This window comes from Sorangiineae bacterium MSr11954, assembly GCA_037157815.1.
GTDB lineage: Bacteria > Myxococcota_A > Polyangia > Polyangiales > Polyangiaceae > Pendulispora > Pendulispora albinea.
Genome location: CP089984.1, coordinates 7227240 through 7253225 on the forward strand (window position 1 = coordinate 7227240; position 25986 = coordinate 7253225).

General features: G+C 66.9%; 21 protein-coding genes. 5 read left to right on the top strand and 16 right to left on the bottom strand.

Annotated elements, in window-relative coordinates:
- The 3 genes from gmd to LZC94_28030 are packed head-to-tail and all read left to right on the top strand — an operon-like array spanning window position 1 to window position 3202.
- Window positions 1–993 carry a GDP-mannose 4,6-dehydratase gene (gmd, locus tag LZC94_28020; protein ID WXB11693.1) on the top strand — a complete coding sequence of 331 codons (993 nt, stop codon included), beginning with the start codon at window positions 1–3 and terminating at the stop codon, window positions 991–993.
- A gap of 43 nt (window positions 994–1036) precedes the next feature.
- Window positions 1037–1981 (top strand): GDP-mannose 4,6-dehydratase, encoded by a 945-nt coding sequence (locus LZC94_28025; GenBank protein WXB11694.1) that lies wholly within the window; start codon window positions 1037–1039, stop codon window positions 1979–1981.
- Window positions 1982–2002: 21 nt separating this feature from the next.
- Window positions 2003–3202, top strand: a complete 1200-nt coding sequence (locus tag LZC94_28030) for a glycosyltransferase family 4 protein (GenBank protein ID WXB11695.1) — start codon at window positions 2003–2005, stop codon at window positions 3200–3202.
- A 326-nt stretch (window positions 3203–3528) separates the two neighbouring features.
- On the opposite strand, the gene LZC94_28035 is transcribed toward LZC94_28030, so the two are convergent.
- From LZC94_28035 to LZC94_28045, 3 genes are all read right to left on the bottom strand, one after another.
- Window positions 3529–4704 carry a glycosyltransferase gene (locus tag LZC94_28035; protein ID WXB11696.1) on the bottom strand — a complete coding sequence of 392 codons (1176 nt, stop codon included), beginning with the start codon at window positions 4702–4704 and terminating at the stop codon, window positions 3529–3531.
- Window positions 4705–4724: 20 nt separating this feature from the next.
- A complete protein-coding gene (locus LZC94_28040; GenBank protein ID WXB11697.1) occupies window positions 4725–5702 on the bottom strand; it encodes an FkbM family methyltransferase in 978 nt (325 codons plus the stop codon).
- Between the two features lie 70 nt (window positions 5703–5772).
- Window positions 5773–7194, bottom strand: a complete 1422-nt coding sequence (locus tag LZC94_28045; GenBank protein WXB11698.1) for a hypothetical protein — start codon at window positions 7192–7194, stop codon at window positions 5773–5775.
- Between the two features lie 261 nt (window positions 7195–7455).
- On the opposite strand from LZC94_28045, the gene LZC94_28050 reads away from it, so the two are divergent.
- The gene (locus LZC94_28050) at window positions 7456–9699 is read left to right on the top strand and encodes a polysaccharide biosynthesis tyrosine autokinase (GenBank protein WXB11699.1); all 2244 of its coding nucleotides are present in this window, start codon (window positions 7456–7458) and stop codon (window positions 9697–9699) included.
- A gap of 60 nt (window positions 9700–9759) precedes the next feature.
- A complete protein-coding gene (locus LZC94_28055) occupies window positions 9760–10941 on the top strand; it encodes a glycosyltransferase family 4 protein (protein WXB11700.1) in 1182 nt (393 codons plus the stop codon).
- Here LZC94_28055 and LZC94_28060 read toward each other — a convergent pair.
- The 13 genes from LZC94_28060 to LZC94_28120 all read right to left on the bottom strand — a co-directional run bounded on the left by LZC94_28060 (window position 10902) and on the right by LZC94_28120 (window position 25981).
- Window positions 10902–13424, bottom strand: coding sequence for an O-antigen ligase family protein (locus LZC94_28060; protein ID WXB11701.1), 2523 nt, complete (start codon window positions 13422–13424; stop codon window positions 10902–10904). The genes LZC94_28055 and LZC94_28060 overlap by 40 nt on opposite strands.
- Window positions 13425–13518: 94 nt before the next feature.
- Complete coding sequence (locus tag LZC94_28065) at window positions 13519–14793, bottom strand: glycosyltransferase (protein WXB11702.1); 1275 nt, start codon at window positions 14791–14793, stop codon at window positions 13519–13521.
- 114 nt (window positions 14794–14907) lie between these two features.
- Window positions 14908–16407: a carbohydrate-binding family 9-like protein gene (locus LZC94_28070; GenBank protein ID WXB11703.1), complete on the bottom strand. Its 1500-nt coding sequence runs from the start codon at window positions 16405–16407 to the stop codon at window positions 14908–14910.
- A gap of 46 nt (window positions 16408–16453) precedes the next feature.
- A complete protein-coding gene (ffh, locus tag LZC94_28075; GenBank protein WXB11704.1) occupies window positions 16454–18112 on the bottom strand; it encodes a signal recognition particle protein in 1659 nt (552 codons plus the stop codon).
- A gap of 71 nt (window positions 18113–18183) precedes the next feature.
- Window positions 18184–19167: an AAA family ATPase gene (locus LZC94_28080; protein ID WXB11705.1), complete on the bottom strand. Its 984-nt coding sequence runs from the start codon at window positions 19165–19167 to the stop codon at window positions 18184–18186.
- Window positions 19164–19607 (bottom strand): hypothetical protein, encoded by a 444-nt coding sequence (locus LZC94_28085; GenBank protein WXB11706.1) that lies wholly within the window; start codon window positions 19605–19607, stop codon window positions 19164–19166. The genes LZC94_28080 and LZC94_28085 overlap by 4 nt, the downstream gene beginning before the upstream one ends.
- Before the next feature lie 3 nt (window positions 19608–19610).
- Window positions 19611–19748 carry a hypothetical protein gene (locus LZC94_28090; protein WXB11707.1) on the bottom strand — a complete coding sequence of 46 codons (138 nt, stop codon included), beginning with the start codon at window positions 19746–19748 and terminating at the stop codon, window positions 19611–19613.
- 157 nt (window positions 19749–19905) lie between these two features.
- Window positions 19906–20511: a class I SAM-dependent methyltransferase gene (locus LZC94_28095; protein WXB11708.1), complete on the bottom strand. Its 606-nt coding sequence runs from the start codon at window positions 20509–20511 to the stop codon at window positions 19906–19908.
- A 114-nt stretch (window positions 20512–20625) separates the two neighbouring features.
- Window positions 20626–21834, bottom strand: coding sequence for a methyltransferase domain-containing protein (locus LZC94_28100; protein ID WXB11709.1), 1209 nt, complete (start codon window positions 21832–21834; stop codon window positions 20626–20628).
- Between the two features lie 315 nt (window positions 21835–22149).
- Window positions 22150–22608 carry a hypothetical protein gene (locus LZC94_28105; protein ID WXB11710.1) on the bottom strand — a complete coding sequence of 153 codons (459 nt, stop codon included), beginning with the start codon at window positions 22606–22608 and terminating at the stop codon, window positions 22150–22152.
- Window positions 22601–23302 carry a hypothetical protein gene (locus LZC94_28110; protein ID WXB11711.1) on the bottom strand — a complete coding sequence of 234 codons (702 nt, stop codon included), beginning with the start codon at window positions 23300–23302 and terminating at the stop codon, window positions 22601–22603. The genes LZC94_28105 and LZC94_28110 overlap by 8 nt, the downstream gene beginning before the upstream one ends.
- Before the next feature lie 3 nt (window positions 23303–23305).
- On the bottom strand, window positions 23306–24820 hold the full coding sequence (locus LZC94_28115) for an NAD(P)-binding protein (protein WXB11712.1): 1515 nt from the start codon (window positions 24818–24820) through the stop codon (window positions 23306–23308).
- Window positions 24821–24826: 6 nt separating this feature from the next.
- Window positions 24827–25981 carry a mechanosensitive ion channel family protein gene (locus LZC94_28120; GenBank protein WXB11713.1) on the bottom strand — a complete coding sequence of 385 codons (1155 nt, stop codon included), beginning with the start codon at window positions 25979–25981 and terminating at the stop codon, window positions 24827–24829.
- Window positions 25982–25986: the final 5 nt, after the last annotated feature.

Here is a 25986-nt window from a genome sequence, read left to right on the forward strand (position 1 = left end):
ATGAAGCGACGGGCACTCATTACCGGCATCACGGGTCAAGACGGCAGCTACCTGGCCGAGTTCCTTCTGGCGAAGGGCTACGAAGTTCACGGCATGGTGCGGCGTTCGTCCGAAGAAAAATTCGAGCGCATCGCCCACATTCGGGATCGAATCACCTTGCATCAGGGCGATCTGCTGGACCAGTTCTCACTGGCATCGCTCTTGCGCATCATCGATCCGCAGGAGGTCTACAATCTGGCGGCGCAGTCGTTCGTTCCCACCAGCTGGAATCAGCCGGTGCTGACGGGCGAGTTCACCGCGCTGGGCGTCACCAAAGTGCTGGAGGCCATCCGCCACACGGCACCCGGCGCGCGCTTCTACCAGGCGTCGTCGTCCGAGATGTTCGGCCGGGTCCTCGAGACCCCGCAGACGGAGCAGACGCCGTTCTACCCGCGCTCGCCGTATGGCGTGGCCAAGGCCTACGGCCACTTCATCACCATCAACTACCGCGAGTCGTTCGGGCTCTTCGCCTCGAGCGGCATCCTCTTCAACCACGAGTCCCCCCGCCGCGGGCTGGAGTTCGTGACCCGCAAGGTCACCCACGGCGCGGCGCGCATCAAGCTCGGGCTCGAGCGCGGTCCGGTTGCAAAGCTGGGCCTCGGCAACCTCGACGCGCGCCGGGATTGGGGCTTCGCCGGCGACTATGTCGAGGCCATGTGGCTGATGCTGCAGCAGGAGAAGGCGGACGACTACGTCATCGCCACCAACGAGACGCACACCGTTCAAGAGCTGGTGGAGATCGCCTTTGCGCGCGTGGGGCTCGATTGGAAAGAGCACGTCACGATCGATCCGGCGTTCATCCGGCCGGCGGAGGTCGATCTGCTCATCGGAGATCCGAGCAAGGCGAAGAAGAAGCTCGGCTGGCAGCCGAAGGTGGGCTTCCGCGAGCTGGTGCACATGATGGTCGACGCCGACCTCGAACGGTTGAAGCGTCTTCCGGAAGCGAGCCTCTGAGAGACTCCCCAAGAAAGCGACTAGGCACGGAGAGGCTACGTCGATGCGCGTTCTCGTCACCGGTGCAGATGGATTCGTAGGGAAGCACCTCGGGCGGCATCTGCGCGCGGGGGGCGACGAGGTGCTCGAGGTGCGCGGGCCCGATCCAGGTGCGCCACCTGCCGCGGGCGGCGCCGGCGCGCAGGGCCTGGAGGCCCTCGATGTGCTCGACGCGGCGGCGGTCGCGCGGGTGGTCCGCGCGGGCGCACCGGAGGGGATCATCCACCTGGCGGGGTGGAGCTCGGTGGCGCAGAGCCACGTCGATCCGGGCAAGGCGTTTGCCGTCAATGCGCTGGGCACCGTGCACCTGCTCGAGGCGGTGCGAAAGCATGCGCCCAACGCGCGGGTGCTCCTCGTTTCGTCCGGGGAGGTGTACGGCAACGCGGCGGGCGAGGGCCCGGCCAGCGAGCGAACCGAGGTGGCCCCGGTGAGCCCGTACGCCGTGTCGAAGCTGGCGGCGGAGCTCGCGGGCAGCCAGTATTTTCGGAGCTACGGGGTCGAGGTCCTCTGCGCGCGTCCGTTCAACCACCTGGGCGCGGGGCAGGCCGCGCACTTCGTGGTCCCTTCGTTTGCGCGGCAGCTCCAGGCCATTCGCCGCGGCGAAGCGCACGCGCGGCTCGAGGTCGGCAACCTGGAGCCGGTGCGCGATTTCTCCCACGTGACGGACGTGGTGGAGGCGTACCGGCTGCTGCTTCGCTCCGGGATCGCCGGCGAGGTGTACAACATCGCGAGCGGCGCCGGGCGGACCATCCGCAGCATCGTCGACGAGCTCGGGGCGCTGCTCGGGCTGGCGGTGGAGCCCACGGTGGTGCCCGAGCGCTTTCGCCCGGCCGAGATCCAGAGCCTCGTGGGCGATCCAAGCAAGCTCCGCGCGCTCGGCTGGGCGCCGCGCCACACGGTGACAGAAGCCCTCCGCGACGTGCTCCTCGAGGTCGCCGCGGTCGCGTAGGCGCCGGAAAACGAGATGCCCATGCACGTGGTCTTCGATGCACGACAGCTCGCGCAGCCCGCGCTGCGCGGCGCCGATCGTTATCTCCTGGGGCTCGCCGGCGCGCTGGTGCGCCGGGGGGTGCGCGTATCCTTGGCGTATGTCGAGGGCTCCCCCCCGAATCGTGCGCACGATCCCGCGCTCTTTTCGCGCTTCGAGGAGCTCCCCATCGCGGGCCCCAACGGACCGCGCTGGGAGCAGCTCGCCGTGCCGCGGGCGCTCGCGCGCGTGGGGGCGGACATTTACCATCCGCCGAGCGAATACGGGGTGCCGATGCTGGCGCCTTGCCCGGTGGTCTTCGCCATTCATAGCGCCACCGTCCACAGCTACCGCGATCTGGTCGCGCGCGGCCTTCTGCAGGGCACCACCAACGATTACATCGACGATGGCTCCCGCCTTCGGGCGCGCGCGCGCCACTATGTCGACGCGCAGCCCTACTGGGCCGACCGCATCGTGGCCCCCTCGGAGTTCGCGCGCGAGGAGATCGTGCGCTACATGAAGGTCGATCCCGCGGCCGTCACCACCACGCCGCTGGCCACGAGCGAGGCCTTCCGCGCCCCCGTCTCGCCGCGCCAGGAGGAGACGCTCGCCCGCCTTGGCGTGCGGCGCCCGTACGTGCTGTATGTCGGGGGCTACGAGCGCCACAAGAACGTGGCCGGCGTGCTCGGCACGTACGGGAAGCTGCGGCAAACGCACCCCGAGCTCGCGCTGGTGCTCGTGGGAACGGGCCGCGTCCCGGAGGCGACCCAGCGCGACGCCACGGCGCTCGGTGCTATCTGCCTCTCGGACGTGACCCACGATCTGGTGGACCTCTACGACGGCGCGTCCGTCTTTCTCTCGATGTCGTGGCGCGAGACGTTCGGTCTGCCGAGCCTCGAGGCGATGACCCGCGGCGTGCCCGCGGTGGTGAGCGGCTGGGGCGCCAGCCCCGAGGTCGTCGGCGACGCGGGCCTCCTGGTCGATCCCCGCCGCGAGGACGAAGCCGCGGCCGCCGTGCGCACCATCTTGGCGGAGCGGCCCGCATTTTCGTCGCGCGCACGCGAGCGCGCCAAGCGCTTCTCCTGGGATGCCACCGCCGCGATCACCCTCGACGTGTACACGGAGGCGCGCGCGCTCACGCGCCGCAGGCCCAAACGGGTGCAGCGCTGGATGGCACACCTCGCGTCGCGCGACGCGCATTGAGTCGCGCCACCCGCGCAGTCGCAACTCGCGTCGCGCGGCGACGCGCATCGAGTCGCGACACCCGCGCAGTCGCGACTCGCGTTGAGCGGCGACGCGCATCGAGTCGCGACGCGCCCGCCGTCTGCGCGCATTGAGTCGCGACGCGCCCGCCGTCTGCGCGCATTGAGTCGCGACGCGCCCGCCGTCTGCGCACATGAGTCGCGACGCGCCCGCAGTCTGCGCACATGAGTCGCTACGCGCGCGCCGTCATGCGCGCATCATGGCTACGCGCCCGCCGTCTGCGCGCATTGCGTCGCGACGCGCGCGCCGTCATGCGCGCATCATGGCTACGCGCCCGCCGTCATGCGCGCATAGATCGCTTCGATTTCGTCGACGGTGCGCGACGGTCCGCAATACGTCTCGAGCAACCGGCGCGCCGATTCCCGCTGCGCGTTCTGGCGCGCGGGTGACGCGAGCAGCGCCACGGTGCGCTCGATGAGCGCCTCGTCGTCGTCGGCGATGGCGGCGTGCACCCCATCCACGGCGGCCAACCCCTCCACCCCCTCGGTGGTCGTGACCACCGGGATGCCGTAGCCCATGGCCTCCAGCACCTTCATCTTCATGCCGCTCCCCCGGCTGGGCGCGTAGAGAAGAACGGACGCGCGCTCGAAGTACGGCCGCGTGCTCGGCACGTTCTCCTCGATGTTGACGCGATCCATCCCCACGTAGCGGCCGAGAACGCGCTTGGCCTCCCAGCCCACGATGTCGACCTGCGCATCGGGCACCCGCCGGGAGATCTCCGGCCAGAGCCGCTCGAGCAGACGGATCGCCGCCGACGACGAGGGATGCCAGCCCATGCTCCCCGTCAAAAGGATCCGCGGCGCCTCTCCGCGCTTCTCCGCCGGGACGTAGTCGTACAGGCTGGCGTCGATGCCAAAGGGCACCGTGTCCACCACCGACCGAGGATTGAGCCGCTCGATCTCGGTCGCGATCCGCGATGAGCACGAGCGAAAGCGACGAAAGGTCCGCACCAGCCGGCGCTCCGCCCAAAAATTGAGCTGCCGCCGGCTCCACGCGCGCGGATCCCGATCGCGGATCTCGGCTTGATCGATGAATGAGAAATAGTGGACGTTCACCAACGTCTTCTCGACGTGCTTCAAGGCCAGCCAGGCCGCCCAAAGCTGCTCGAGGTGGATGACGTCGCAACCCCGGGCCACCTCGGCCTCGAAATCGAAGGCGAGCTCCTCGCTCCACATATACGAGTAAGGCCGCCTCAATGTATCGAGCTTGGCGCGCGCGCCGCCCCGCTCCGGGAATCCATACAGACGAAGATCGTATCGATCGGAGGGGAAATACTCGCGCGTCCGGCCGAAGTCGGCCGGGTTGCTGCAACACGCAAACGCCGTGACCCGGTGACCGCGGCGAACGAGCTCCCGCAGGAGAACGTAATACCAACGCCCCGCGGCGTTGCCGAGGGGCAGCGGGGGCTCGATCATGGCCATGACGATTCGGAGACCGGACATGCTGGCGGCGCCGATGCTTATCACGAGGCTGGGAACATGGAGACGCCCTTCCGCACGAACACGAAGTGCTCCCAGTTGCGCTCGCCTCGAACGTGCTGCTCTTCGAATCGTGGAACGGCGCGCAGGAACTCGTCCTTCCACGTCATGCGATAATAGTCGGGGGTCTTGTCGACCCAGCGGCCGCCCGTGTCGAAGGGCGGGAGCTGGTGCACCTCGTAGTGAACGAGGAGCCCGTTGAGGATGCCCAGGATCTTCTCCATGCGCTCGGGCGTATCGAACGCCCAGGGATGAAGCTCGAGCAAAATGCGCTCGTACGCGCCCTCGGCGATCCCCTCTTGCATGCCTTGGAGGACCGCGCCCTCGGCGCCCTCCACGTCGATCTTCACCAGGCTGATCTTGGAGAGGCCGCGCTCTCTTCGGAAGATGTCCAGGGTCGTCGAGGGGACGTCGATGAGCTCCGAGCCCAGATCCTTCGCAGGGCCTCCGGCCTCGCCGGGCACGAACTGAATGCGCGAAAAGATGGTGAAGCCTTCGCGCGGCTTCTCGAATTTCACCGTCCCCCGCGCGTCGCACACGGCCTCGGCGATGGGATCGACGTTGATGCCCGGGTTGAGCGCGATGTTGCGCAAAAGCCACGCGTGGTTGCGCGGATCGGGCTCGAAGGCGAACGTCCGGAGGCGGCGGTTGGAATAGCGATCGGCGAGCATCGGGAAATAACCGAACTCCGCGCCGACGTCGATGAACGCGCCGCTGGCGTTCTCGCAATAGCGGCGAAACCAGACGGTGGTCTCGCGCTCGTAGAAACCACAATAAGCAACCATGATCGACGCCAGATCACCCGGGCGGACCTCGAATCGCCCGCCGGTGAAGTTGACGATATAAGGTGCTTTCGGCTCGAACAATTTACCGAGCCAATGATAAGCCTGATACCGGCGTACGGGTAACGATGAACAGAATCGACGCAAAAGCTCCGCACGCAGGTTGACGGTCTGCTCCATCTATCGCGCTCCTCCCTTCCCCCTGACGCAAAACGATTCGAGACGATAAAACGACGAAACCGCTATTGGGTCAAGCTGGGCCAGGAGAATTTACGGTTGGCGCATTGCGCTCGATGCGCATGGCGAGGACGAAAAACATTGCATTCAACATCCAAAATTCGAGGCCGGCGGTCGCGAGGAATGGAAGCCCGTCGAACGTGAACGCCAGGATGCCCAGATCGTAGCCGAACATCACGCCACCCCAGATCGCGAGATCGCTCCAGCCGGCCCCGAGCCGGTAGAACGCGGCCTTCGCCGCGATCCACATGCAGAGCAACATGGCCAAGGGATAGGCGAGGAGCATGGGGACGCCGCCGTCGAGCAGCCACGCCGTCCATTGGAGCTCCGCGTAAATGGGGCTCGAGTGGGAGAAGTCGCCGAAGTAGTTCGCCATCATTCCCCAGCGCGCGAGCCCGGCCCCCAGAGGATACTTCGGCAGGAGCACGTCGAAGGTGTGCTCGAGGAAGCGCCCGCGGTTGGAGTAGTAAACCTCGTTCATGCTCGAAGCGGTCAGCGAGCCGACGCGGGCTCGAACGTTGTCGCCGCCCACGTCGACGGCGAAGAACCACGCCGCGAGGAAGATGCCGACGATCAGCATGCCGAAGAGCAGCGACTTGCCGACCTTGCCGCGCATGCTGAGCATGATGGCGTTGCCGAAGAAGCAGATGATGCTCATGACCAAGAGCACCCGGACGTAACTGAGATAAATGATGAATATCCCGATGAGCATTCCGCCGAACACCAGGGCGCGCCACCACCATTTCGACTTGTCCAAGAGCAGCCCGGTCCCGATGACGCACGAGTAGAAACCGGCGGTGGCCGCGCCGCCTGCGGCGTCGGTCAGGCCCATGGGGCGGAAGATGCGCGCGCCGCTGGCCAAGGTGATCTTCAGCTCCTCGGCCAAGTCGTTGTGCTCCAGCGCGTGCGAGTCGACCTCGAACTTGCCGGGGAAATACACTTGGAGCATGCCGACGAACGCGCTGGCCGTGCAGAACACCCAGAAGAGCGTGACGATCCGTCGAAAGTCGTCGGGGTCGATTTTGAGCCGGCTGACCCAGAACACCGGGGCGAGGGTGGCGAGGTAGACGAACGCATGCGCCGCCCCGCCGGGTATACCCGCCGTCTCGGGGTGAAAGATCTCGAGGCCCGCGAGCGCGAGGATGAAGATGACCAGCGGCTTCGCGGGGTGACGCTCGACCGCCCGCGCCGGAACGATGACCAGGCACACGAGGCTCGCGGCGAGGGCGACCGAGCGAATGATGGATCGGTGCATGCCGAGGCTCGTGAGGAGCAACAGCTGAGCTACGAACTGAAAGGCGATGATGCCCAGAAGCCAACGACTGGAGGCCATCGGCTCCGGCGGCGGGAGCGGTCGGGCATCGCGCGACGTCGGCAGGCGCCGCTCGCGCGGGGGACGTGGCGTGCGCCGTGAAAGATCAGCTGCGGTCGTCATGGTTCAAAGGGGCCGCGGACCGGTGCAAAGGCATTCTTCCACGGCGGCCGCGCGGGAGCATAGCGCCACCCACGCCCGTTTGGCACCCGCACGGCGACGCAGACAGCAACTGGAACGGAGCGCGAATGAAACGGCCGGGCGGTGCACCGAAGGTCCGAACAGCTGGTGCTCGCGCCGGCTACGACCATGTGGTAGCACTAGCACGACGAACGGGCGCTCCGGAAAATTTATCAATAATTTCGAATACTTACCGCAAGCAAGATGATCGAAACGTCGAATCCAGCGATGTCGCACAAGGGCCGGGAGGACAGCCTTGCTCCCCTCCTGAACGTGCTGACGATGGTCCGCAAACAATGGGCCATCATCGCGGCCTGCCTGCTATTGGGTACCGGGCTTAGCCTCGTCTACTCGAAGACCTTGCCGCGGATCTATCAAGCACAGAGCATGGTCGAACTCGATCCGAATGCCTTTCGGCCGCTCGGCGAGAAAATGAATTCGGCCATGCCGCTCGGCGCCGACGATTTCTGGAACAACCAGGAATATTACGAGACGCAATATCGCATCATCACGTCGACCAAAGTGCTGGAGCGGGCGGTCCGCGATCTGGGGCTGCAGAACGATTACGACTTTTTCGGCCTGAAGGCGGCGCCCGAGAAGCCGATCACCGTGGAGGAGACGGCGCAGACCCTGCGCGCGCACATCACGGTCGAGCCGGTGAAAAATAGCCGCCTCGCGCTCATCAAGGTGGAGGACATCCAACCGAAGCGCGCCAAGCGCATCTGCGACGCGGTGGCCACGGCGTTCATCGACCAAAACCTGGAGAAGGCCATCAGCGCCACCAGCGACTCGCTCGCGTGGCTGGGCAGCCAGGTCGACGCGGTCAAGAAGGACCTGGAGCACAACGAAAATACGCTCTACGAGTTCAAGCGGAGCAACGATCTGCCCAGCACCTCGATCAACGAGTCGTCGAACATGATCCGGCTCGAGATGCAGGACTTGAACTCCGCGCTCACGCGGACGCGCACGCGCAAGCAGGAGCTCCTGGCGCGGCACGCGGAGCTGGCGAAGATCACGACGGAGAACGCGGAGAGCTTGCCCGCGTCGGAGCTCTTGGCGAGCACCTTCTTGCAGTCGATGCGCACCCAGTACGTCGAGGGCCTGCGCGCCAAGAGGATGCTCCTGGCCGAGGGCAAAGGCGAGAATCACCCGGCGGTGAAGTCGCTCGACATGAAGATCCTCGAGAGCAGGACGGCGCTCCTGGCCGAGGTGAAGAACATCCAAGGGGCCGTCGAGCGCGATCTCGCGGTGATCCAGCGCGAAGAGGCGGGCGAGGCCGCGCTCTACGAGGCGGCGCACAAGCGCGCAGTCGATCTCAACATGAAGGAGATCGAGTACCACCGGCTCGATCGCTCGCGCGAGCAGAACGAGAAGCTCTACGCCATGCTCCTCGAGCACATGAAGGACGCGGATCTGGCGCGGAACAACAAGGCGAACAACATCCACCTCATCGAGGTGGCGGTCGAGCCCACGGCCCCCATCCGGCCGCGCGTTCCTTTGAACATCGCCATCGGCGCGGTGATCGGTCTGGTGTTCGGCGTCGGGCTCGGCTGGCTCCGCGGGAGCCTCGACAACAGCATCAAGACGCCCGAGCAAATCGAGAAGGATCTGGGCATCACCTTCATCGGCATGCTGCCCGCGGTGGAGGAGCCCAACGCCGGCAAGGCCAAAGGCCGGCGCGTGCCGACGCGGCGCACGTTGCAGTCGTCGTCTCCAGCGCTCATCGTCCACGACGATCCGCACAGCGGCCTCGCGGAGGCGGCCCGCAGCATCCGCACGAACCTCATGTTCACCAACCCGGACCGGCCTTACCGCAGGCTGCTCGTCTCGAGCGCGGCGCCCGGCGAAGGGAAGACCACGATCGCGTGCAGCATCGCCATCGCGCTGGCGCAGAGCGGGCAGCGCGTCTGCATCATCGACTGCGATCTACGCCGCCCGCAGCTGCACCGCATCTTCGAGCGATCGGGCGATCGCGGGGTGACCAATGTCCTGGTGGGCGAGGCGGCCATCGAGGACGTGGCGCGGCCCACCAAGGTGGAGAACCTCTGGAGCATCCCGGCCGGTCCCATCCCGCCGAACCCGGCGGATCTGTTTCACTCGGACCGGTTCAAGAAGTTCTTGGACGACGCCAGCGAGAGCTTCGATCGCATCATCATCGACAGCCCGCCGCTGGTCGCCGTCACCGACTCGGCCATCATTTCGACCTTGATGGATGGCACCGTGTTCGTGCTGCGCGCGTTCCGCACCACGCGCCCGCTCGCGCGCCAGGGCCTGCGCGCCTTGGCCGACGTCGACGCGCCGGTGATCGGTGCCGTGCTGAACGACATGGATCTGAACCGGCACGAGTACTCGTATTACCACTATTATTATTACAAGCGCGAAGGCTACGCCCCCACGCAGACGGCGAGCGATGGCCCGCCGGTCGATCCGGACGCGGCGTCCGTTTGAGCGGATCGCGTCGCGCGACGGTGCGTCGCGCGGCGCAGGCGAACCAGAAAACGAGGAACGATGAAGCGAAAGCGACGACTTCTCACGCTCGGGCACTCGTATGGCGTCGGGGTCAATCGCCGCCTGGCGCACGAGATGGCGCGGGCGGGTGAAGGCGAGTGGGACGTCACCACGGCCGCGCCCACGTTTTTTCACGGCGCCAATGATTTGCGTCCGGTGCGGCTCGAGCTCGGCCCCGGCGAGGAGGGCTCGGTGCTGCCGCTCGGCACCCTCTTCACACGCCGCGTTCACGTCTTTCTGTACGAGCCCAAGCTGCGCTCGGTGCTCACGAAGGACTGGGACTTCATTCATTGCTGGGAGGAGCCCTACATCTTCGCCGGGTGGCAGGTGGCCACCTTGGCGCCCAAGCGCACGCCGCTGGTGTTCCACACCTGCCAGAACCTGAGCAAACACTACCCGCCCCCGTTCTCGTTCATCGAGCGCTACTCCATGGGGCGCGCGGCGGGGCTGCTTTGCTGCGGCGAGACGGTGGTGCAGACCTTGAAGGATCGCCACGGGTACGAGAACAAGCCGATGCGGCCCATTCCGTTCGGCGTCGATCCGGAGAAGTTCTTTCCCGATGCGGCGTCGCGAAAGGCCACCTTGCAGACCTTGGGGTGGGACGACGCAGGGCCGCCCGTGGTGGGCTATTTGGGTCGGTTTTTACCGGACAAAGGGCTCTCGGTGCTCATGGGCGCGCTCGATACGGTGCGCGCGCCGTGGAGGGCGCTGTTCGTGGGGGCGGGCGCCATGGAGCCCGAGCTCCGGAGGTGGGCGAGCCGCTACCCGGACAAGGTGCGCATTTGCAACGACGTGAAGCACGACGCCGTGCCCGCGTACTTGCGCGCCATGGACATGCTCTGCGCGCCCAGCCAGACCACGCCGCGCTGGCGGGAGCAGTTCGGGCGGATGCTGGTCGAAGGTTTCGCCAGCGGGGTTCCGGTGGTGGGCAGCGACAGCGGGGAGATCCCGCACGTCGTGGGCAAGGCGGGATCGATCGTGGCCGAGGGCGACGTGGGCGCCTGGGCGAAGACCATCGAGGAGCTCTTGGAGAGCCCCGCCCGGCGCGCGACCATGCGCGAAGAGGGCCTGGAGGTGGCGGCCAAGAAGTACGCATGGCCGGTGGTCGCGCGAAAGCACCTCGACTTCTTCGAGGCGATCCTTCAGGGCGGCGGCGGCGGCGGGCGCGGCGCCGACAATTGAACGAGGGCCTGCCGCTCCTCGGTGATGCGGGCGGGCCACTGCGTGTTCTCCGGGTGGCGCTTGGCGAGCTCCACGTACTCATCCAGCGCCTCGGCGTGGAGCCCGAGCTTGGCCGCGGCCACCGCCCTCGCCGCGAGCACGTCGTCGCGGTTCGGGTAGCGATCGCGGGCGCGGCGTAAGAACGAGAGGGCGCGGAGCGGGTTGCCGCGGTCGTCCTCGATGGCCGCCGCGCGAAACAGCTGGGCGACGCAGTGAAGATCGTCGCTACAGCCCGCGCGCGCCAGCTTGTCGACCACGCTCGAGATCGAGGCATAGCGGCCGGTGCGCTTGGCGATTTGCACGATGCCCTCGAAGCAGGTCGCGGCGTCGTCGACCCGATCGGCCCTGGACTCGAGCTGCCCGAGCGCGCGATCCACGTCGCCTGCGGCCGCGCGGACCTCCGCCTCGAGCGCATAGCCCTCGCACATCGAGGGGCGGAGCTGCTGCAGGCGCTGCGCGGTGGCGATGGCCTGCTCGACGCATTGGCTCCTTCGCGTGCCCGAGCACCACGGGGTGACGGCTTCGTCCACCACGTCGGCCGCTTGCGCGCGGGCGCGGCGGGCGATGGCGGGGGCCGAGTCCGGCCTGCGGCGCAGGATTTCGTCGTCGAGCACGAGCTGCGTGGAGGGATGGGAGTCGGCCAAACGATCGGCCAGGGACTCCAGCATCGAGAGCCCGGCGCCGCCCTCGGGGACCAGCTCCATGGCCTCGTTCGGCCCCGTGACCAGCGGCGCGCTCTCGGCGGCGATCTGCGCGAAGAAGCCCGGCGCCTGCTCCACCGCCAGGCGGTACTCGAGCCGCGCCTGCGACGAGGAGCGCCGAAAGAGGCTGCGCGCCAGGATCCAATGCGCGGGACCGTAGACGGGCGCGAGCTCCAGGGTGCGCCCTGCCCACGGCAGCACCGAGTCGTCTTTGGTGCCGATGGCGCGGATGGCGCCCGTGAAGGGCAAATACGGCTCCGCGGGGTGCCGGCTCATGGTGGCGCGCGCCAGCTCGTGAAAAGCCTCGCGGGGCATGGGCGCGAGCGCCGCTTGGCGCATGGCCATGCGATCGCTGTACAGATCGCGGTCGGCGTTCGGCAGCACCAGCGCGATGGCCGCCAGCACACCGACGGGCGCCCCGAACGCGATCAGGCGCGGGCGCTTGGCCCAAATGTCGCTCCGGCGGAAGGTCCCTACCCCGGTTCCGCCGACGATCATCCCCGCGCAGACGCAGAGGGCCAGCATCACGGCCGGGAACTCGGAGTTCAGATCGACCTGGTTGTGCAGGAGGGTCGCGATCAGGGCCACCCAAGCCCCGACCGAAGGGCGCGATCGGGAGAACAGGATCGACGGATGGAGCGCCCAGGCGACGGCGCCGAACCCCGCGAGGGCGACGGGCAATCCCCACTCGCTCGCCCACTGGAGGAGCACGTTCTCGGGGTGCGTGTACACGATATGGCCCGTGCCCTCGCGAAAGACCGGGAACGTGCTCTCGAAGCTGCCGCGGCCCGCACCCCAAAGGGGGTAATGGCGAATCATCCGCGTCACTTGTTCGAAGATGCGTACCTTCGATACATCGGTATCCGCCAGCTCTTTCCAAGCTTCGTCGGAGGACGCGAAGACCCACATGGCGACCCCCGCCACCACGACGACGATGGCCATGGCCGAGGCCAGCCGCCCGAGGCCGGGGTGGCGATGGACGCGCGTGGAAACACGGGTCATCCAGCCGACCATGCCGGAGCCGATCAGCATGGTGATGACGGCGCCGCGCGAGGCGAGCCAGAACTGAATGGCCATCAGCACGCCGGCCAGCGCCCATGCGATGGGACGCGGAACGGTCGGTCTGGACGTGATCCCTTCCGCCAATACAATGAAAAATCCGATATTGACGTACGCGGCCAGCGCATTGACATTGAGGATCGGCGCAATGTGGCGCGCTTCGATGTACGTGGTCGGGCGATACAGGCCGAATACGCGCTCGGCGCCCATGGCGGGGTGCAGCAAGCCGGCAATCCCCACCACCGTGGCCGAGACGACCAGAACCGCGGAGCAGAAGAACGTGCCCTCGCGGCGGGAGGAGATGCGCACGACCGCGAGAAACGCGGCGAGGTAGAGCATCCCGCGGAGCACCTCGACCCCGGTGGCCACGGGATCGAGCGAGATGGGCGCGAAGCTCGGGCCGGGCAAATGAAGCGGGGTGAGGGCCCGCGACCAGACGTCGGCGTTGTTCGGCGCGAGGACGCGGAGCACCCCCATGGGCAGCGGAACGAGCTGAAACGCGGTGAACGCGGTGAGCCCCACGCAGGTGGTCAGCAGAAGATTGGCGGCCGCGCGGGGGCGGGCGACGGGCGCGAAGAACCACGCGCACGCCGCGCTCGCCCCGACCACGAGGGCGGTGATCCAAAGGACGGTCGTGTGAATGGCGCCGAGCGCCAGCGCCGAAAAGACGATGGCCGAGGCCAAAAGCCAACGCGCTACCCGAAGCGCTCGTCCATCCTCCGAGGAGAGATGGGTCCTGGAACGCGAACTTCGATCGCGCGCGTGCTCCACGCGGGTTTCAGTTGCCTGAAAGGCCTTCGATTGTCAAAGGGTGCGATTTATCGCCTGAACCGGAGTGCGGAACGCCCACGCCGGGGTGCCTGGGACCGTGCGCGTGCTCCGCGCTGCCCATCGCCTCACGGTACAGCGAGAGGCTTCGCTCGCCCATGATGCGTTGGTCGAACTCACCCTCCGCGCGCGCGCGGGCGCCGCGGGCGAGCCGCTGATGCAGCGCTTCATCGTCGAGCAAGCGGCGGGCGGCTTGGGCGAGCGCGCCGGGATCGCCGATGGGAACCGTGATGCCGCTCACGTCGTCCAGGGAGACCCAGGCCACGCCGGAGTGGGGCACGCGCGTGTTGAGGACCGGGCAGCCGCTGGCCATGGCCTCGACCTGCGCGAGGCCAAAGCCCTCGGCGCGCGCGTTGCTCGGGAACCAGAGCGCTCTTGCGGCGCGGTAGGCGCCCACCAGCTCTTCGTCCTCCAGGTTTCCGGCCCAGATCACGCGATCCTCCACCCCACGGCGCGCCGCGTGCGCGCGAACCTCGGCCTCCATGGGACCGCGCCCGACGATGACGAGCTTTCCTGGAACGTGCGCCAGCGCGTCGACCGCCGTGAGGAGCCCCTTGTAGTAAACGACCCGGCCCACCGAGAGCCACAAGGGCGCGCCGTGCTTGGCGCGCAGCTCGTCGGCGATGGCGAGCGCGCGGGCGCTGGGGCGAAGAAAGGGCGCGAGGTCGATCCCGAGGGGCAAGGTTTTGACCTTGCTGCCGAGCCGGAGGAGCGGCTCGCTGCCCCCGATGTAGCTGTCGCTGTCGCTCAAGACCAGGGCCGCGCGCGCATGGACGAAGCGCTCGACGGGCTGGTACGCGTGGCGAAGCACGCGCTGCTTGACCACGTCGGCGTGGTGCGTGACCACCAAGGTGCCAAACGACGGCAGGAGCGAGAGCGCCGTGAACATGGTCGGGTTCGGCGCGTGGAGGTGAAGGATGTCGACCCCCTCGCGGCGCACGCGCCACAGGGCCGAGAAGATCGACGGGCACACATCGAAGCGCGAGACGGACGCGTGGCGGCCGACGCGGACCACGCGAACGCCCTCGTCGTTCTCCTCCACCGAGGGCGTGGAGCCGACGATGCGCCAGGTGGCGTCGATGCCGCCCATGTCGTGGTTGACGCAGACGACCTGCACCTCGGCGCCGAGGGCCACTTGCGCCCGCGCGAGGGACTGCACGTGCGATTCGATGCCGCCGCGCGCGGGCGGATAAAACTTACCCAGGTGACAAATACGGAGGGTCATACCAAGCGTGCTCGCCTATGGTTACTGTCCGACACGGCCCCCTCCCGTCCCGCACGGATTGCAGATGGGTGGCAAGGTTGGTTGCGAGCCATGGTGAGCCATTCACCCGCCGCGCTACTTCGGGGGTGCAGGTTTGCGCGCCTTATCCACGGTCGCGCCCGTCGTCTTGACGCCCGCGTCCTTTCCGCCATGCACCGCGGTGGCAACATCGCCGCCGTCCGGCCCGGTCCCAGCTGCTTGACCTGCTTGACCTGCCGCCAGCGAGCCGGGTGAGCCGGGTGAAGACGGCGCTACGCCCCAGGTGACCCGCCCAAAGCGCGTTGCCTTGTGGAAATTTCCTTGCCCGAGGATCGCCGACCAGGCCACGCCGCCGTTGTTCTTCATGGCGTAGAAGTTCATGCGCCAGGTGTCGCCCAGCTTGGGCGGGTGGTGCGCGGCCTTGGAGAAGGCCGCCCACGGGATGGCCATCTCCACCGTGTAGCCTTCGTCTTTGTCGTCGGGCTTGTCGATCGTGCCCTGGACGGTGACGGCGCTCTTCAACTTGGGATCCCAATCTTCGTGACCGAAGGGCCCCTCGTCGCCGCCGCCTTTTGGCGCGTTGTACGTATCGAATTGCGAGTGAAAGACTTTGTTCTGCGGATTGATCTGCAGCTCGTAATAATCTTTGTTGTCGCCGTCCCCGTCGGGATCGGTCATGATTTCCACGGTGTCTTTGGTCCACAGCTTGGGCAAGCCGGTGGCCGTGAAATCGGACTTTTGCTTGTCCTTGTCGGTGAAATAACCGACGACATCGGGATCGCTCACCTGGAAGAGGACGTACATGTTCGTATCGTCCCACGTGAGCCTGGCCGCGCCGTTCACGGGGAACGAGGTGTTCGGCTTCCCCGTTCCCACGTCAACGAAAGGGCCGACCAGCGCGGCGCTCCCCCAGCCTTTGTCGTCGGCTTTGCCGTCGATGACGATTTTGTCGCCCGCCGCCAGCTTGTTCACCGTGACGCTGGGGAGATCGGTGCCGCGCGTGTGCGGCTCCTCGGCTGCCGCCACCCCCGTCTTGATCTTGCCGATGACGGCCCCGTTGTCGCCGTCGGTGGGGCCGCTGATGATGTGCAGCCGCGCGTTCTGCTTCCATACGCCGGTGAGCACCGTGAGCTCGGGGGATTTGATGTCGGCCGGCACCTTGTAGGTCTGCTGGTCGACGTAGATCTTCCCCTTTTCCCATTTGTCGGGGCTCAAGATTTGTTTGTTGTTCTTGAGCTCCCGCAGCGGGCCATCGTTGTCCAGGTTGTCGCGGTGATCGGTGGCGGGATCCAAGACGATATGCGTGAACAGGCCCCAGCCTTCGTCGACGCGATCGTCGCAGCGCCAGTAATACGTCAGCTTGACGTCCTGGCCCGGCTTCGCGTTCACCGGGTCGATGTTGTAGCCGATGATATGGACTCGGTTCTCGAAGTTGATATCGACTTTGTGCGCGATGTCCGGCGGCTCCGACTCGAGGATGTACGACTTGAGGCGCTCCTTGTCCTCCGCCGAGATGCTCTTGGAGCCGCCCACACAGGCGGCCTGCAAGGCCAACCCCGCCACCGCTGCCAGCATCCACCACCGCTTCGCGCGCACTGTATCCTCCGTGAAGTCCGTTGAACCAAAGTCTGGGCGGACGATTCTATTTGCGACCCTTGCGGCGCGCGTCTTTTTCGCGCTTCCGCTGCGCTTTCTTGGCGTTGCGCTCGGAGGTCGACAGGGGCTTCATCTTGGTCAGGCTGGCGTCTTGACCGCCGGCGCCGCCCATACCGGGAAAGCCGCCGAGGCCCCCGAGACCGCCCAACCCACCGAGCCCCGGAAAGCCGCCCATGCCTGGAAAGCCGCCCATGCCCGGCATCCCCCCCATGCCCGGCATGCCGGGGAAACCGCCGGGGAAGCCGCCCTTGGCCATGTTCTTGAGGTTCTTGGCCATCTGCAGCTGCTTGAGCCCCGGGATATTTCCGAGCAGCCCCATGTTCTGCCCCAGGCCCTGCATCATCTGGCGCATGAAGAGGAACTTTTGAACGAGCTCGCTCACCGCCTGCTCGGGGCTCCCCGAGCCTTTGGCGATGCGCTTGACGCGGGAGGGATCGCGGACGAGCGAGTACGGATCGTTCTTTTCGAACTTGGTGAAGCTCTGGATGATGGCCTCGATCTTCACGAGCTCGCGATCGTCGAGGTTGGCGTCGGGCGGGATCATCCCATCCATCCCCGGCATTTTGCCGACGATGTCCTTGAGGGAGCCCATCTTCTGGATCATGCGGATCTGGCTGAGGAAGTCGTCCAAGGTAAACTGCCCTTGGAGCATCTTCATCGCGTCCTCGGCGGCCTTTTGCTCGTCGACGACCGACTGGAAATCCTTCATGAGGCCGACCACGTCGCCCATGCCCAGCACGCGGCTGGCCATGCCCTCGGGGCGGAACTCCTCGAACTTGTCGGCGCCCTCGCCCACACCGATGAAGCGCACGGGCGCGCCGGTCACCTCTTTGACGCTGAGCGCTGCGCCGCCGCGGGCGTCGCCGTCGAGCTTCGTGAGGACCACGCCCGTGAGCTCGAGCCGGTCGTGAAAGCCCTTGGAGACCTTGACGGCGTCCTGGCCGATCATCGAGTCGACCACGAGGAAGATGTTCTCGGGCTTGACCGCATCTTTGATCGCCCCGAGCTCGTCCATGAGGGGCGCGTCGATGGCGAGGCGGCCGGCGGTGTCGTAGATGATGACGTCGTAGCCCTTGGCGCGGGCCTCTTCACGCGCCTTTTTGCAGATCTCGAGCGGCGTCTCGCCCGGGATGTTGAACACCGGGATTTTCAGGCTCCTGCCGAGGACCTGGAGCTGCTCGACGGCGGCGGGGCGCTGCATGTCCGCGGCGACGAGGAGGGGCTTCTTCTTCTCCTCGCGCGTGAGGTAGTGCGCCAGCTTGGAGGTGGTGGTCGTCTTTCCGGAGCCTTGGAGGCCGACCATCATGATGCCGGTGGGGCCCTTCTCCGCGAACGTGATCGCGGGGCCTTCGGCCGTCATGAAGGCGACGAGCTCGTCGTGGCAGATCTTGATGAACTGATCGCCCGCGCTCACCTTGACGGTGCTGCCATCGGCCGACTTGGTCTTGACCCGGACGACTTCGCCCAGGGCCTTTTCCTTGACGCGGGCAAGAAATGCTTTGACGACGCCGAGCTCGACGTCGGCCTCCAACAGCGACAGTCGCACCTCGCGGAGTGCCGTATCGATATTCTGCTCGTTGAGCTCCGTGAGACCCGCAAGGCGGTTTTTTGCCTGCCGAAAGCCGTTGGCCAATGCGTCGAACATGGGCCCTGGGCTTAGCATGTTTTGCCATCCGGCCCCAGCCCAAGCCCCATTCCCGTCGGTATTTTTGAAGGCTACGCTTGGAGGCGCTCCAGGAGGGTGTCCGTGAAGGCGGAGAACTGCTTTCTCGCATGGGCGACCGATTGGATCTGCCCCCCTCCGATTCCATCGGCCTGTTTGAGCGCAAAAATCGGCTTGCGCGCCGCTTGAGCGAGCGGGACTAGGCTGGCGTAGTGTTTGAGAAGACCAAGGCAAAGTGGGTCGGTCTGGATGGTTACTGTTGGGTCGACATCTACGCGCCCCTGGACGAACCGCGCAAAGGAATCGGGGATGCGATCTGCCCAGGCGTGGTAGCCCGCGACCGGCCGATCCGCGCGCGCGAGATGCTGCTGGACGACATATCCGAGGACCGTGCCCTGATGCGGTGGTACGTGCTTTCCCGCAGGAGGACGGACCTCCTTCCACTGTTCGTTCCAGTCCCGAAGCGTCGGCCCTACGTTCTGTAGCCCGCGAAGGCTGAACAAGTCGGGTGCGACGGGAACGACGACCGCATCGCACGCGGCATGCACGGCGCGGTTCAACGCCCCCAAGCTTGGTCCCACGTCCAGGAGCACGATGTCCGCCGAGGTCACCGCTCCTGCACGTTCGACCACCCTCGCGACCGATGACGCCACCAAAATGGCAGCCTTGTCACGCCGGAAATCTCGGCCCCAACCATCCGCGGCCAACGTCTGTTCGAGCTGGCTCAGAAGGAGATCGCCCGGTAGCAACGACAACCCCGCCGAGGAAACGGTGATGCATCGAGGTTCGCAAATGTCACCCGTCCGCTGATGAATTCCGCGCAGACAGTTCTCGACCGTCACCCCCGTTCCACCTTCCGCGCTCCACAGCTCGTCGAGCTTTTCGTCGTCCAAAATCGACGCGGACAGGTTGCACTGCGGATCGCAATCGACCATCGTCACACGCTTTCCCTTGTTGACGAGCATGTGCGCGACGTTGAAGAGCAGCGTGGTCTTCCCTACCCCCCCCTGGCTATTGAAGAACGTAAGGACCTTCACGGCCGCCCTCGCACCACCAGCGTGGTAAAGCCGTTCGTTTCCACCTCGAGGGGTGGATGCCCCTCGCGGGCGAGGTACTTTTTGACGAGCTTCACACCTCGCCCCAGTCGCTGCACATAACCAAGCTCCGCGAGGCGCTCCGTCAGGCCTGGATTGCGGTAGTCGGAGTGCTCACCGAACTCGGATTCGCTCGCCGCGCCAAAGGGTCCTCCCGGATTCGAGAACTCGACGCGATCGTCGAACCAGGTAATCCGCGAGGGCGCATTCGTCTTCTGGTAGCTGCGATGCTGCACGAGGTTTCGTACGATTTCCTTGAGCGCCTCCGAAGGATACTCGCGCAGAAATGCTTGCCGGACGCCCTCATGTGGCCCGATATGCTCCGAGTTCCACTGATCGACGAGGGACCAGGCACCGTCGAGCTGGCGAGTGAGCGGTCCCATGATTCACTTTCCAGAGCCCTCGAGATCGTTGGCGAGGGCACTCACGGCGCGCAAGACCTTCTTGGCATCCGTCCCCGTCTCTTTCCACTCGACACGGGACGATTCGCCGGACAGCAGGTCATCGAGCAGCGGGTCGATCATGGCTCCCACAAGTCTACGCTGAACGCGCAGACCGTCACCACGCGCCGTTGGCGAACATGGGCCCTGGGCTTAGCATGTTTTGCCATCCGGCCCCAGCCAAAGTGGGCGGAAGTCGCAGGATCCGAGGTCGGCGCCGCCGGGTCCGACCTGGGCTGTTTCAGATGCCGGACGAGAGGGGTTTCTCCCAGACCGTGGTCTGCGTCATCACGTTCCGGCTTTGATGCACGATGGGATACGAGGAGGGAACGCCCCACTCGTCCAGCGGCATCCAGTCGGTGTTGTCGATGAGGAGGAGGCCTCCCGCGCGAAGCTTGGGCAGCACGGCCAGGACGCACGCTTGCCGGTAGTGGCCATCGACCACGGCGAAGTCCAAGGAGCCATCCTCGAAGTCGTTCACGACGGCCACGTAGCGAGGCTGCGGATCGTAGCGGGGTACGGTGGGCTGCTTCTCGGGGTGGTCGAGCGCGACGAACCGGTAATCGACATTGCGGAGCGCCTCCAGCTTGCGGCTTACGATGGCGTGCCACTCGAAGGAGTGCTCGACGCTCACCAGGTGCCCCAAACGCTGCGCAAACCAAGCGGTGCTTCGCCCGCTCCCCCACTCCACGCCGCGCATCCCTCGATGAAGGTGCGCATCACAGAACCGCACCGCGCCTTGGGAGATCCAAGGCTCGTCGGGGTGACGCATTTCGTACGCTTTGTAGGCGATGCGGCGCATGAGGTACCAAGGCCGACCTACGAGAAGAAGAGATTGCAGGTTCAAATTTGTCCCTCCGAGGCTAAAGCGTAACGACCCGAACAGCTCGGGAAACACCTACTACACGGATTGATTGCCCGTCTACCAGCGAGCTCATCCGCCCACGGTGTGGGCTGCAGACTAGGACTTTCTGCCAAATGCCACGCCGAGACCGCCCATCCATCGGACGAGCGGGAGCCGCGGCGCCATCTGCTCCAAGCGAAACTTCCGGAGCGCGGTGAAGCGGGTGGTCTTGACCTGGGCGTCGGGGAAGACCTCGCGAAAGAGATCGCGGTACTCGTCGACCGCCATGCCGTAGTGCACGAGCCGCAGGGGCGTGAGCGGCGCGTACAAATTGTGGAAGCGGGGCAGCACCTTGGGAACGAGGGGCGCCGCGGCGACCGCCGCATACGTCAGGGGGTTGGGGCAATAGATCGAGGCGCCCTTCATGGGCGCGCTCACGCAGAAGATCCCGCCGGGGCGGAGGACGCGATGGATCTCGCGCACGAGAACGGCGGGCCTCCGCAGGTGCTCGATGACCTCCGTGGAGAGGACGATGTCTTGGGAGCAATCCGGGACCTCGATCCGCTCGGCGGCGCAATAGAGCGCCGTGATTTGGTGCTTCGCGAGCTCAGTGCGTTGCTCGCTCGAGAACTCGAAGATCGAGGTGCCCGTCAAGGTCGCGCCCGGCGAGCTCTGGGCGAACCGCTTGAGCAGCCGGCCGTACCCGCAGCCCACGTCGAGCACCCTCGGGGCGGGCGCCGTGATCCCGAGCTGCTGCACCAGGGCGAGGATCTCGTCGTCCGAGTCGTCGAAGACGACGTGGTGCCCTCCCGATGTGTGCTGGTAGAGCGCTTGATAGAACGGCGTGAGGGCGATCTCCTCGTCGAGGATGTCCTTCTGCGTGAGGTCCTCGAAGAACGCGTGGGTGCGCCCGGCGACCTCCTCGTGGTACCAGCGCCAGCGCAGCCAATCGCGAAGCGCGCGCCAGGAGTGACTGCCACCTTGCCGCTTTTGGCGGAGCGCGGGGTTGCGGACGGGCTCGTCGCGCAAGGTGATGAGCCCCTCGAGCAGACGCAAACGCCGGTCGTGCTCGCTGAGCCCAAGACAGGGCGAGAGCCACGACTCGATCACGTGCGAGGGCACGTCCTCGAGGGTGTACGGCCCAGCCGCGACCACGGTTTGAAGCAGGTGGTGCAGCATGAACTCGACCTTCGACCGTTCCCTCGCCGAGAGCGCCACCCGATCGCAAATGTCCGATGTGCGGCCAAGCCACTTCAAGCAACTCCGCCGCTGCGCAGCTGCTACGTCGGTTCGCTCGATCGCGCCATTGGCGATTGCGTCGTGCATCGCTCACCTCACCTTCCTCGGTCGTGGTCGTTCGGGGCGGGGCACACATTCACGTGCACCTCGCCGTTGCCGTCGCTCGACGTTGCAACAGCTCGACCCGTGCGGGCAAGGGTGCATTGAGGATTGAGGCTCGAAGCGCTCAGCTCGACGATCGATCGAGCTTCACCTCGGTGCGCAGGATCTCCGCAGATGAGCCACATTCAGCTTCGCTTCGGTGCATTGCGCGACAGGCTCTTCAGCTGAGCGCACCGCCGCGTGGCGCTAAGCGCCGCAAGGGCACCGAATGCCGCAAGGGCACTAAATGCCGCAAGGGCACTAAATGCCGTAATGGCGCTTCATCGCGCGGAGCTTGTCGTCGCACTCGGAGAGCGCCGCGTGGCCTCGTTCGAGCAGCCGAGCGGCTTCGTCGAGCTTGTCGGGAAGGGCGCGGGCCTCGGGGGCGTCGGGGGCGAGCTTTCCGGTGTGCACACTGGCCAGGCCGCGCTCCACTTCGTTTTTGAGGGCGAGGCCGCGCGCGGTGGGATCGCTGACGGCGACGCAGAGGCGCTTGGTCTCGCATACGTCGGTCACGGTGCAGGGGGTCTTGTCCAGCGCCTCGGCCATCGAGCCTTTCAGCGCGTTGTCCGCGGTGCGGTAGCGCTCGATGGCGGTGGAGAGCGACTCGGCTTCGGCCTTTCCGGCGTTGGTGCACGCGGGCAGGGACGCGAGCGCGATGCCGCCGAGCCACGCAACGACCGGCACGGTCCGCGGGCGCGCGCGCGCCGGCTTACACATCGGGCCGATCGCTCCAAAGGGCGCCGCTGGCGGCCAGGGCTTTGACATCGCCCAGCACCACGTACAAGCCGTCGGGGCTCGGCTCGATGTGAAAGCCGTTTGGACCGCTGCGGCGCGCGATGCCGACGATGCTGACGTCGTCGCCCGGGAGGATGGCCTCCTCGAAGGTGCGGAGATCCACGCGCGCTTTGTCCTCGACCAGGGCGTCTTTGAGCTCGTCGGGGTGCTGGCGGAAGAGCGGGAGCAGGCGCGGATCGATGGGCTCTTCCTCGGGGGTGTAGCTTCGCGCGATGCGCTCGGGGGCGAAGGCGACGCGGGCGTTCTCGGTCGCCACGTCGAAGCGGCCGCCCGAGGCCTCGACGGTGAAGGCGCGGCCCTGAACGTCGCGGAGCAAGGTGGTGAAGCGCAAAAGGCCCGGGCGAGCGACCTCGCCGCGGACGGTGGTGCGCATCCAGATGGCGCTCTTGCTGGTGATGAGCGTGGTGACGGAGGGCTCGCCGCGCGCCTTGCCCTGCACGATGACCAGCTCTCCATCGCGCGCGTCGGCCACGGTGGCCAGGCGGGCGCCGAGGACGCGGCTACGGCGCGCTCGGCCCTTGAGCGCGCGCGCGGCCGAGATGAGCAGGGTGAGGACGATGCTCAGCCCGATGACGATCCAGATGGCGTTTCCGTCGAAGAGAGTCAATGTCGGCACTTGTCACCCGAGCTCCACTTTGCTCCACATGTCGCGACGCATTCTCTCTTTGCGGCGGTCGGTTCGGGTAATAATTCGTGCGACCCCCCACGCGGCCAGGAGCTCACCCTCTTGCCCCAAGGCCGGTAGGGTCGTCCGGCCCAGCACGAAGGCGCCGGAAAGTGGGGTGCGCAAGGGCTCCCCGGCCAAGCCGTATAGCTGCAGCGGGTCGACGTCCCACTGGACCAAGGTCGGTTCGGCCTCGAGCGAGCCGCCGGTGGCGCGCACGCGGGTGCGGTCGACCGCCTTGCGCTCGCCGCTGCGGAAATCCCAGAGCGGGCGGCCATCGTGCGGGGAGTCGACCAGCAGGTAATGGCGCTCCACGAACGGGAGGAACTGCTCCACGGTGGCGAGGACGCGCTCGCGGGCGGCGGCGACCTTGCCGCGGGAGTCGCTCTCGAGGAACGTTTCGGCCACGAGGAGGGTGGTGTCGCCCGGGCCTTTGATGCGCTGCAGGTGCACCGTGTACATGGGCGGATCGGGGATGAGGAACGATTCGGCGGCCAGCGGCTGCGGGATGCCGCGATCGTTCGCCAGGATCGAGACCACGAAGCGCCAGGTGCGCGGGTGCACGGCGGGCAGCTGGCTCATGGCGCGCCGCGAGGGGGCGAAGCCGGGGGCCAGATCGAGCAGCGCGGTGGTCGGGAGATCCGAGACGATGAAGGGCGCGCCGGTGGGGACGTCGTCGCCGTCGACCAGGACGCCGGTCACCTTGCCGCCGCGGTGGGCGATGCTCGTGGCGCGCTCGCCGAGGTTGACGTCGCCGCCGTGGGCGCGGACCCGCTCGACCAGAAACTCGGTGAGCTCCTCTTCGCCGCGCCCGAGGCGCACGGCGCGGATCCAGGAGCCGTGCAGGCGGGCCAGCGCGAACGGCGGCAGGCTGTCGGCCGCCAAGTCGGAGGCGAAGCGGGCGGTGAGCTCGATGACGCCGCGGTAGGGGTGGTCGCGCGAGAACTCGGCGAGCAGATCGCCCGTCTCGCGCAGGTGCGGGAGCAGCGCCAAGGTGCGCTCGGTCTCTCGGCGCTCCCAGAAGCCGCCGGGGGGTAGCACGATGTCGCGCTCGAAGCCGGAGTCCGCCAGGGCGCAGGTGCGCGCCAGCTCCGTGTAGAACTCGTCGACCACGCGGCGGATGCCGGGAAACTCACGGTCGATTTCGCGGCCGAAGAGGGCGTCGTCGGTGGGGATCTCCAGCCTTCGTCCGGGGCTGAGCACCGCCAGCACCGGATCGAGCGGCGTGAGCCTGCGGCGAAAGGTCTGCGACTGCGCCAGCTCCACGATGACCCGGCCCCACGCCGGCGAGTGCGATGCGTGAAAGTTGAAGGCGCGCCGGGCGAGCGGCAGGCCCTCGTACGTGTACGTGGACGGCCGGTAGCCCTGTCCGAGCACCAGCACACGCCACGAGCGACGCGCCAGAAGCGCTGCCGCCGACAGCGCACCGATCCCCGCCCCGAGGACGACCACATCGTAGTGTTTGGCCATGGTGCGCTAAGGGGATTCCTCTTTCACCACCGCGCCGCTGGAGCTCGCGGCGCTCGCGCCCGCCGGCGGTACCGGGGGAACCTCGAGGGCCTCGGGCGCTGGCGCGGGATCCGGCGGAGGCGGTGCGGGGGACTCGGCAGGGCGCGGTGCAGGGACAGGGACAGCGACGGGCGGCTCGACCGCGCGCGCCGCGAGGGGCTCGACCGCGCGCGCCGCGAGGGGCTCGACCGGGCGCGGTGCAGGGACGGACGGCGGGGTGGTTTGGCGCACGAACTCGTACGCATTGATGGTGCTGAGGGAGCGCGGACGCGAGACCATGTGCGTGATGAGGCCCGACTGCGCCACGGCATTGGGGATGACGACCTCGCGGTTCTCCTCGGTGCGAAGTCGGGTGGTGAGCGCGCCCAAGGTGAGCACCTCGCCCGTGGTCTCACCGATGCGCACGCGATCGCCGGTGCGGTACGCGCGCGAATAGGTGAGCACCAGCCCGGCGAGCAGGTTCGAGGTGACGCTGCGCGCGCCCACGGCCAAGAGCACGCCCACCATGATGGCCACGCCGAGAAAAGCCTTCGATTCGCTCCCGGGGAGGTACGGCCCCGACATGACCAGCGCCAGCACCCAAATCAAAATGGTGACGATGCGGCGCGTGGGCACCGCCAGCTCCGGCTCCAGCCAGTCGAGCTCCAGCTTGCGCAAGCGCACGGCGTCCGTCAGCACCGCCACCGAGCGCGTGGAGAAGCGCGCCATCGAGAAAATGATGATGAGCATGACCAGGTTCGGGATGAACCCGAGCAGCGCCTCGAAGGCGTGCGTCAGCACGGTGACCAGCGGCTGCACCACCACGCCGAAGACGCGCCGGTTGGGATCGAGCGCCCAGGCGACGACCAGGATCCAGAGATACGTGACGGTCAGCGAGCCCAAGGCGCGCGTCATCCCGATGAGGGACCGGAAAAAGCCGATGATCGTATCGACGCCAAGGACCTCGACCGATCGGAAATGAAAGCCTTTCCCGCGCCGGCGCAGGCGCCGATCGATGAAGGCGACGAGGCTGCGCAGCATGCGCCCCAGGCTTCGCAGGATCCAGATCCAGAGCGCCGAAACGACCAGCGCCAGCAGGATGCGTCCGATCCAGATCGCCACGTAGTCGGGGCCGACCGCCATCGCGC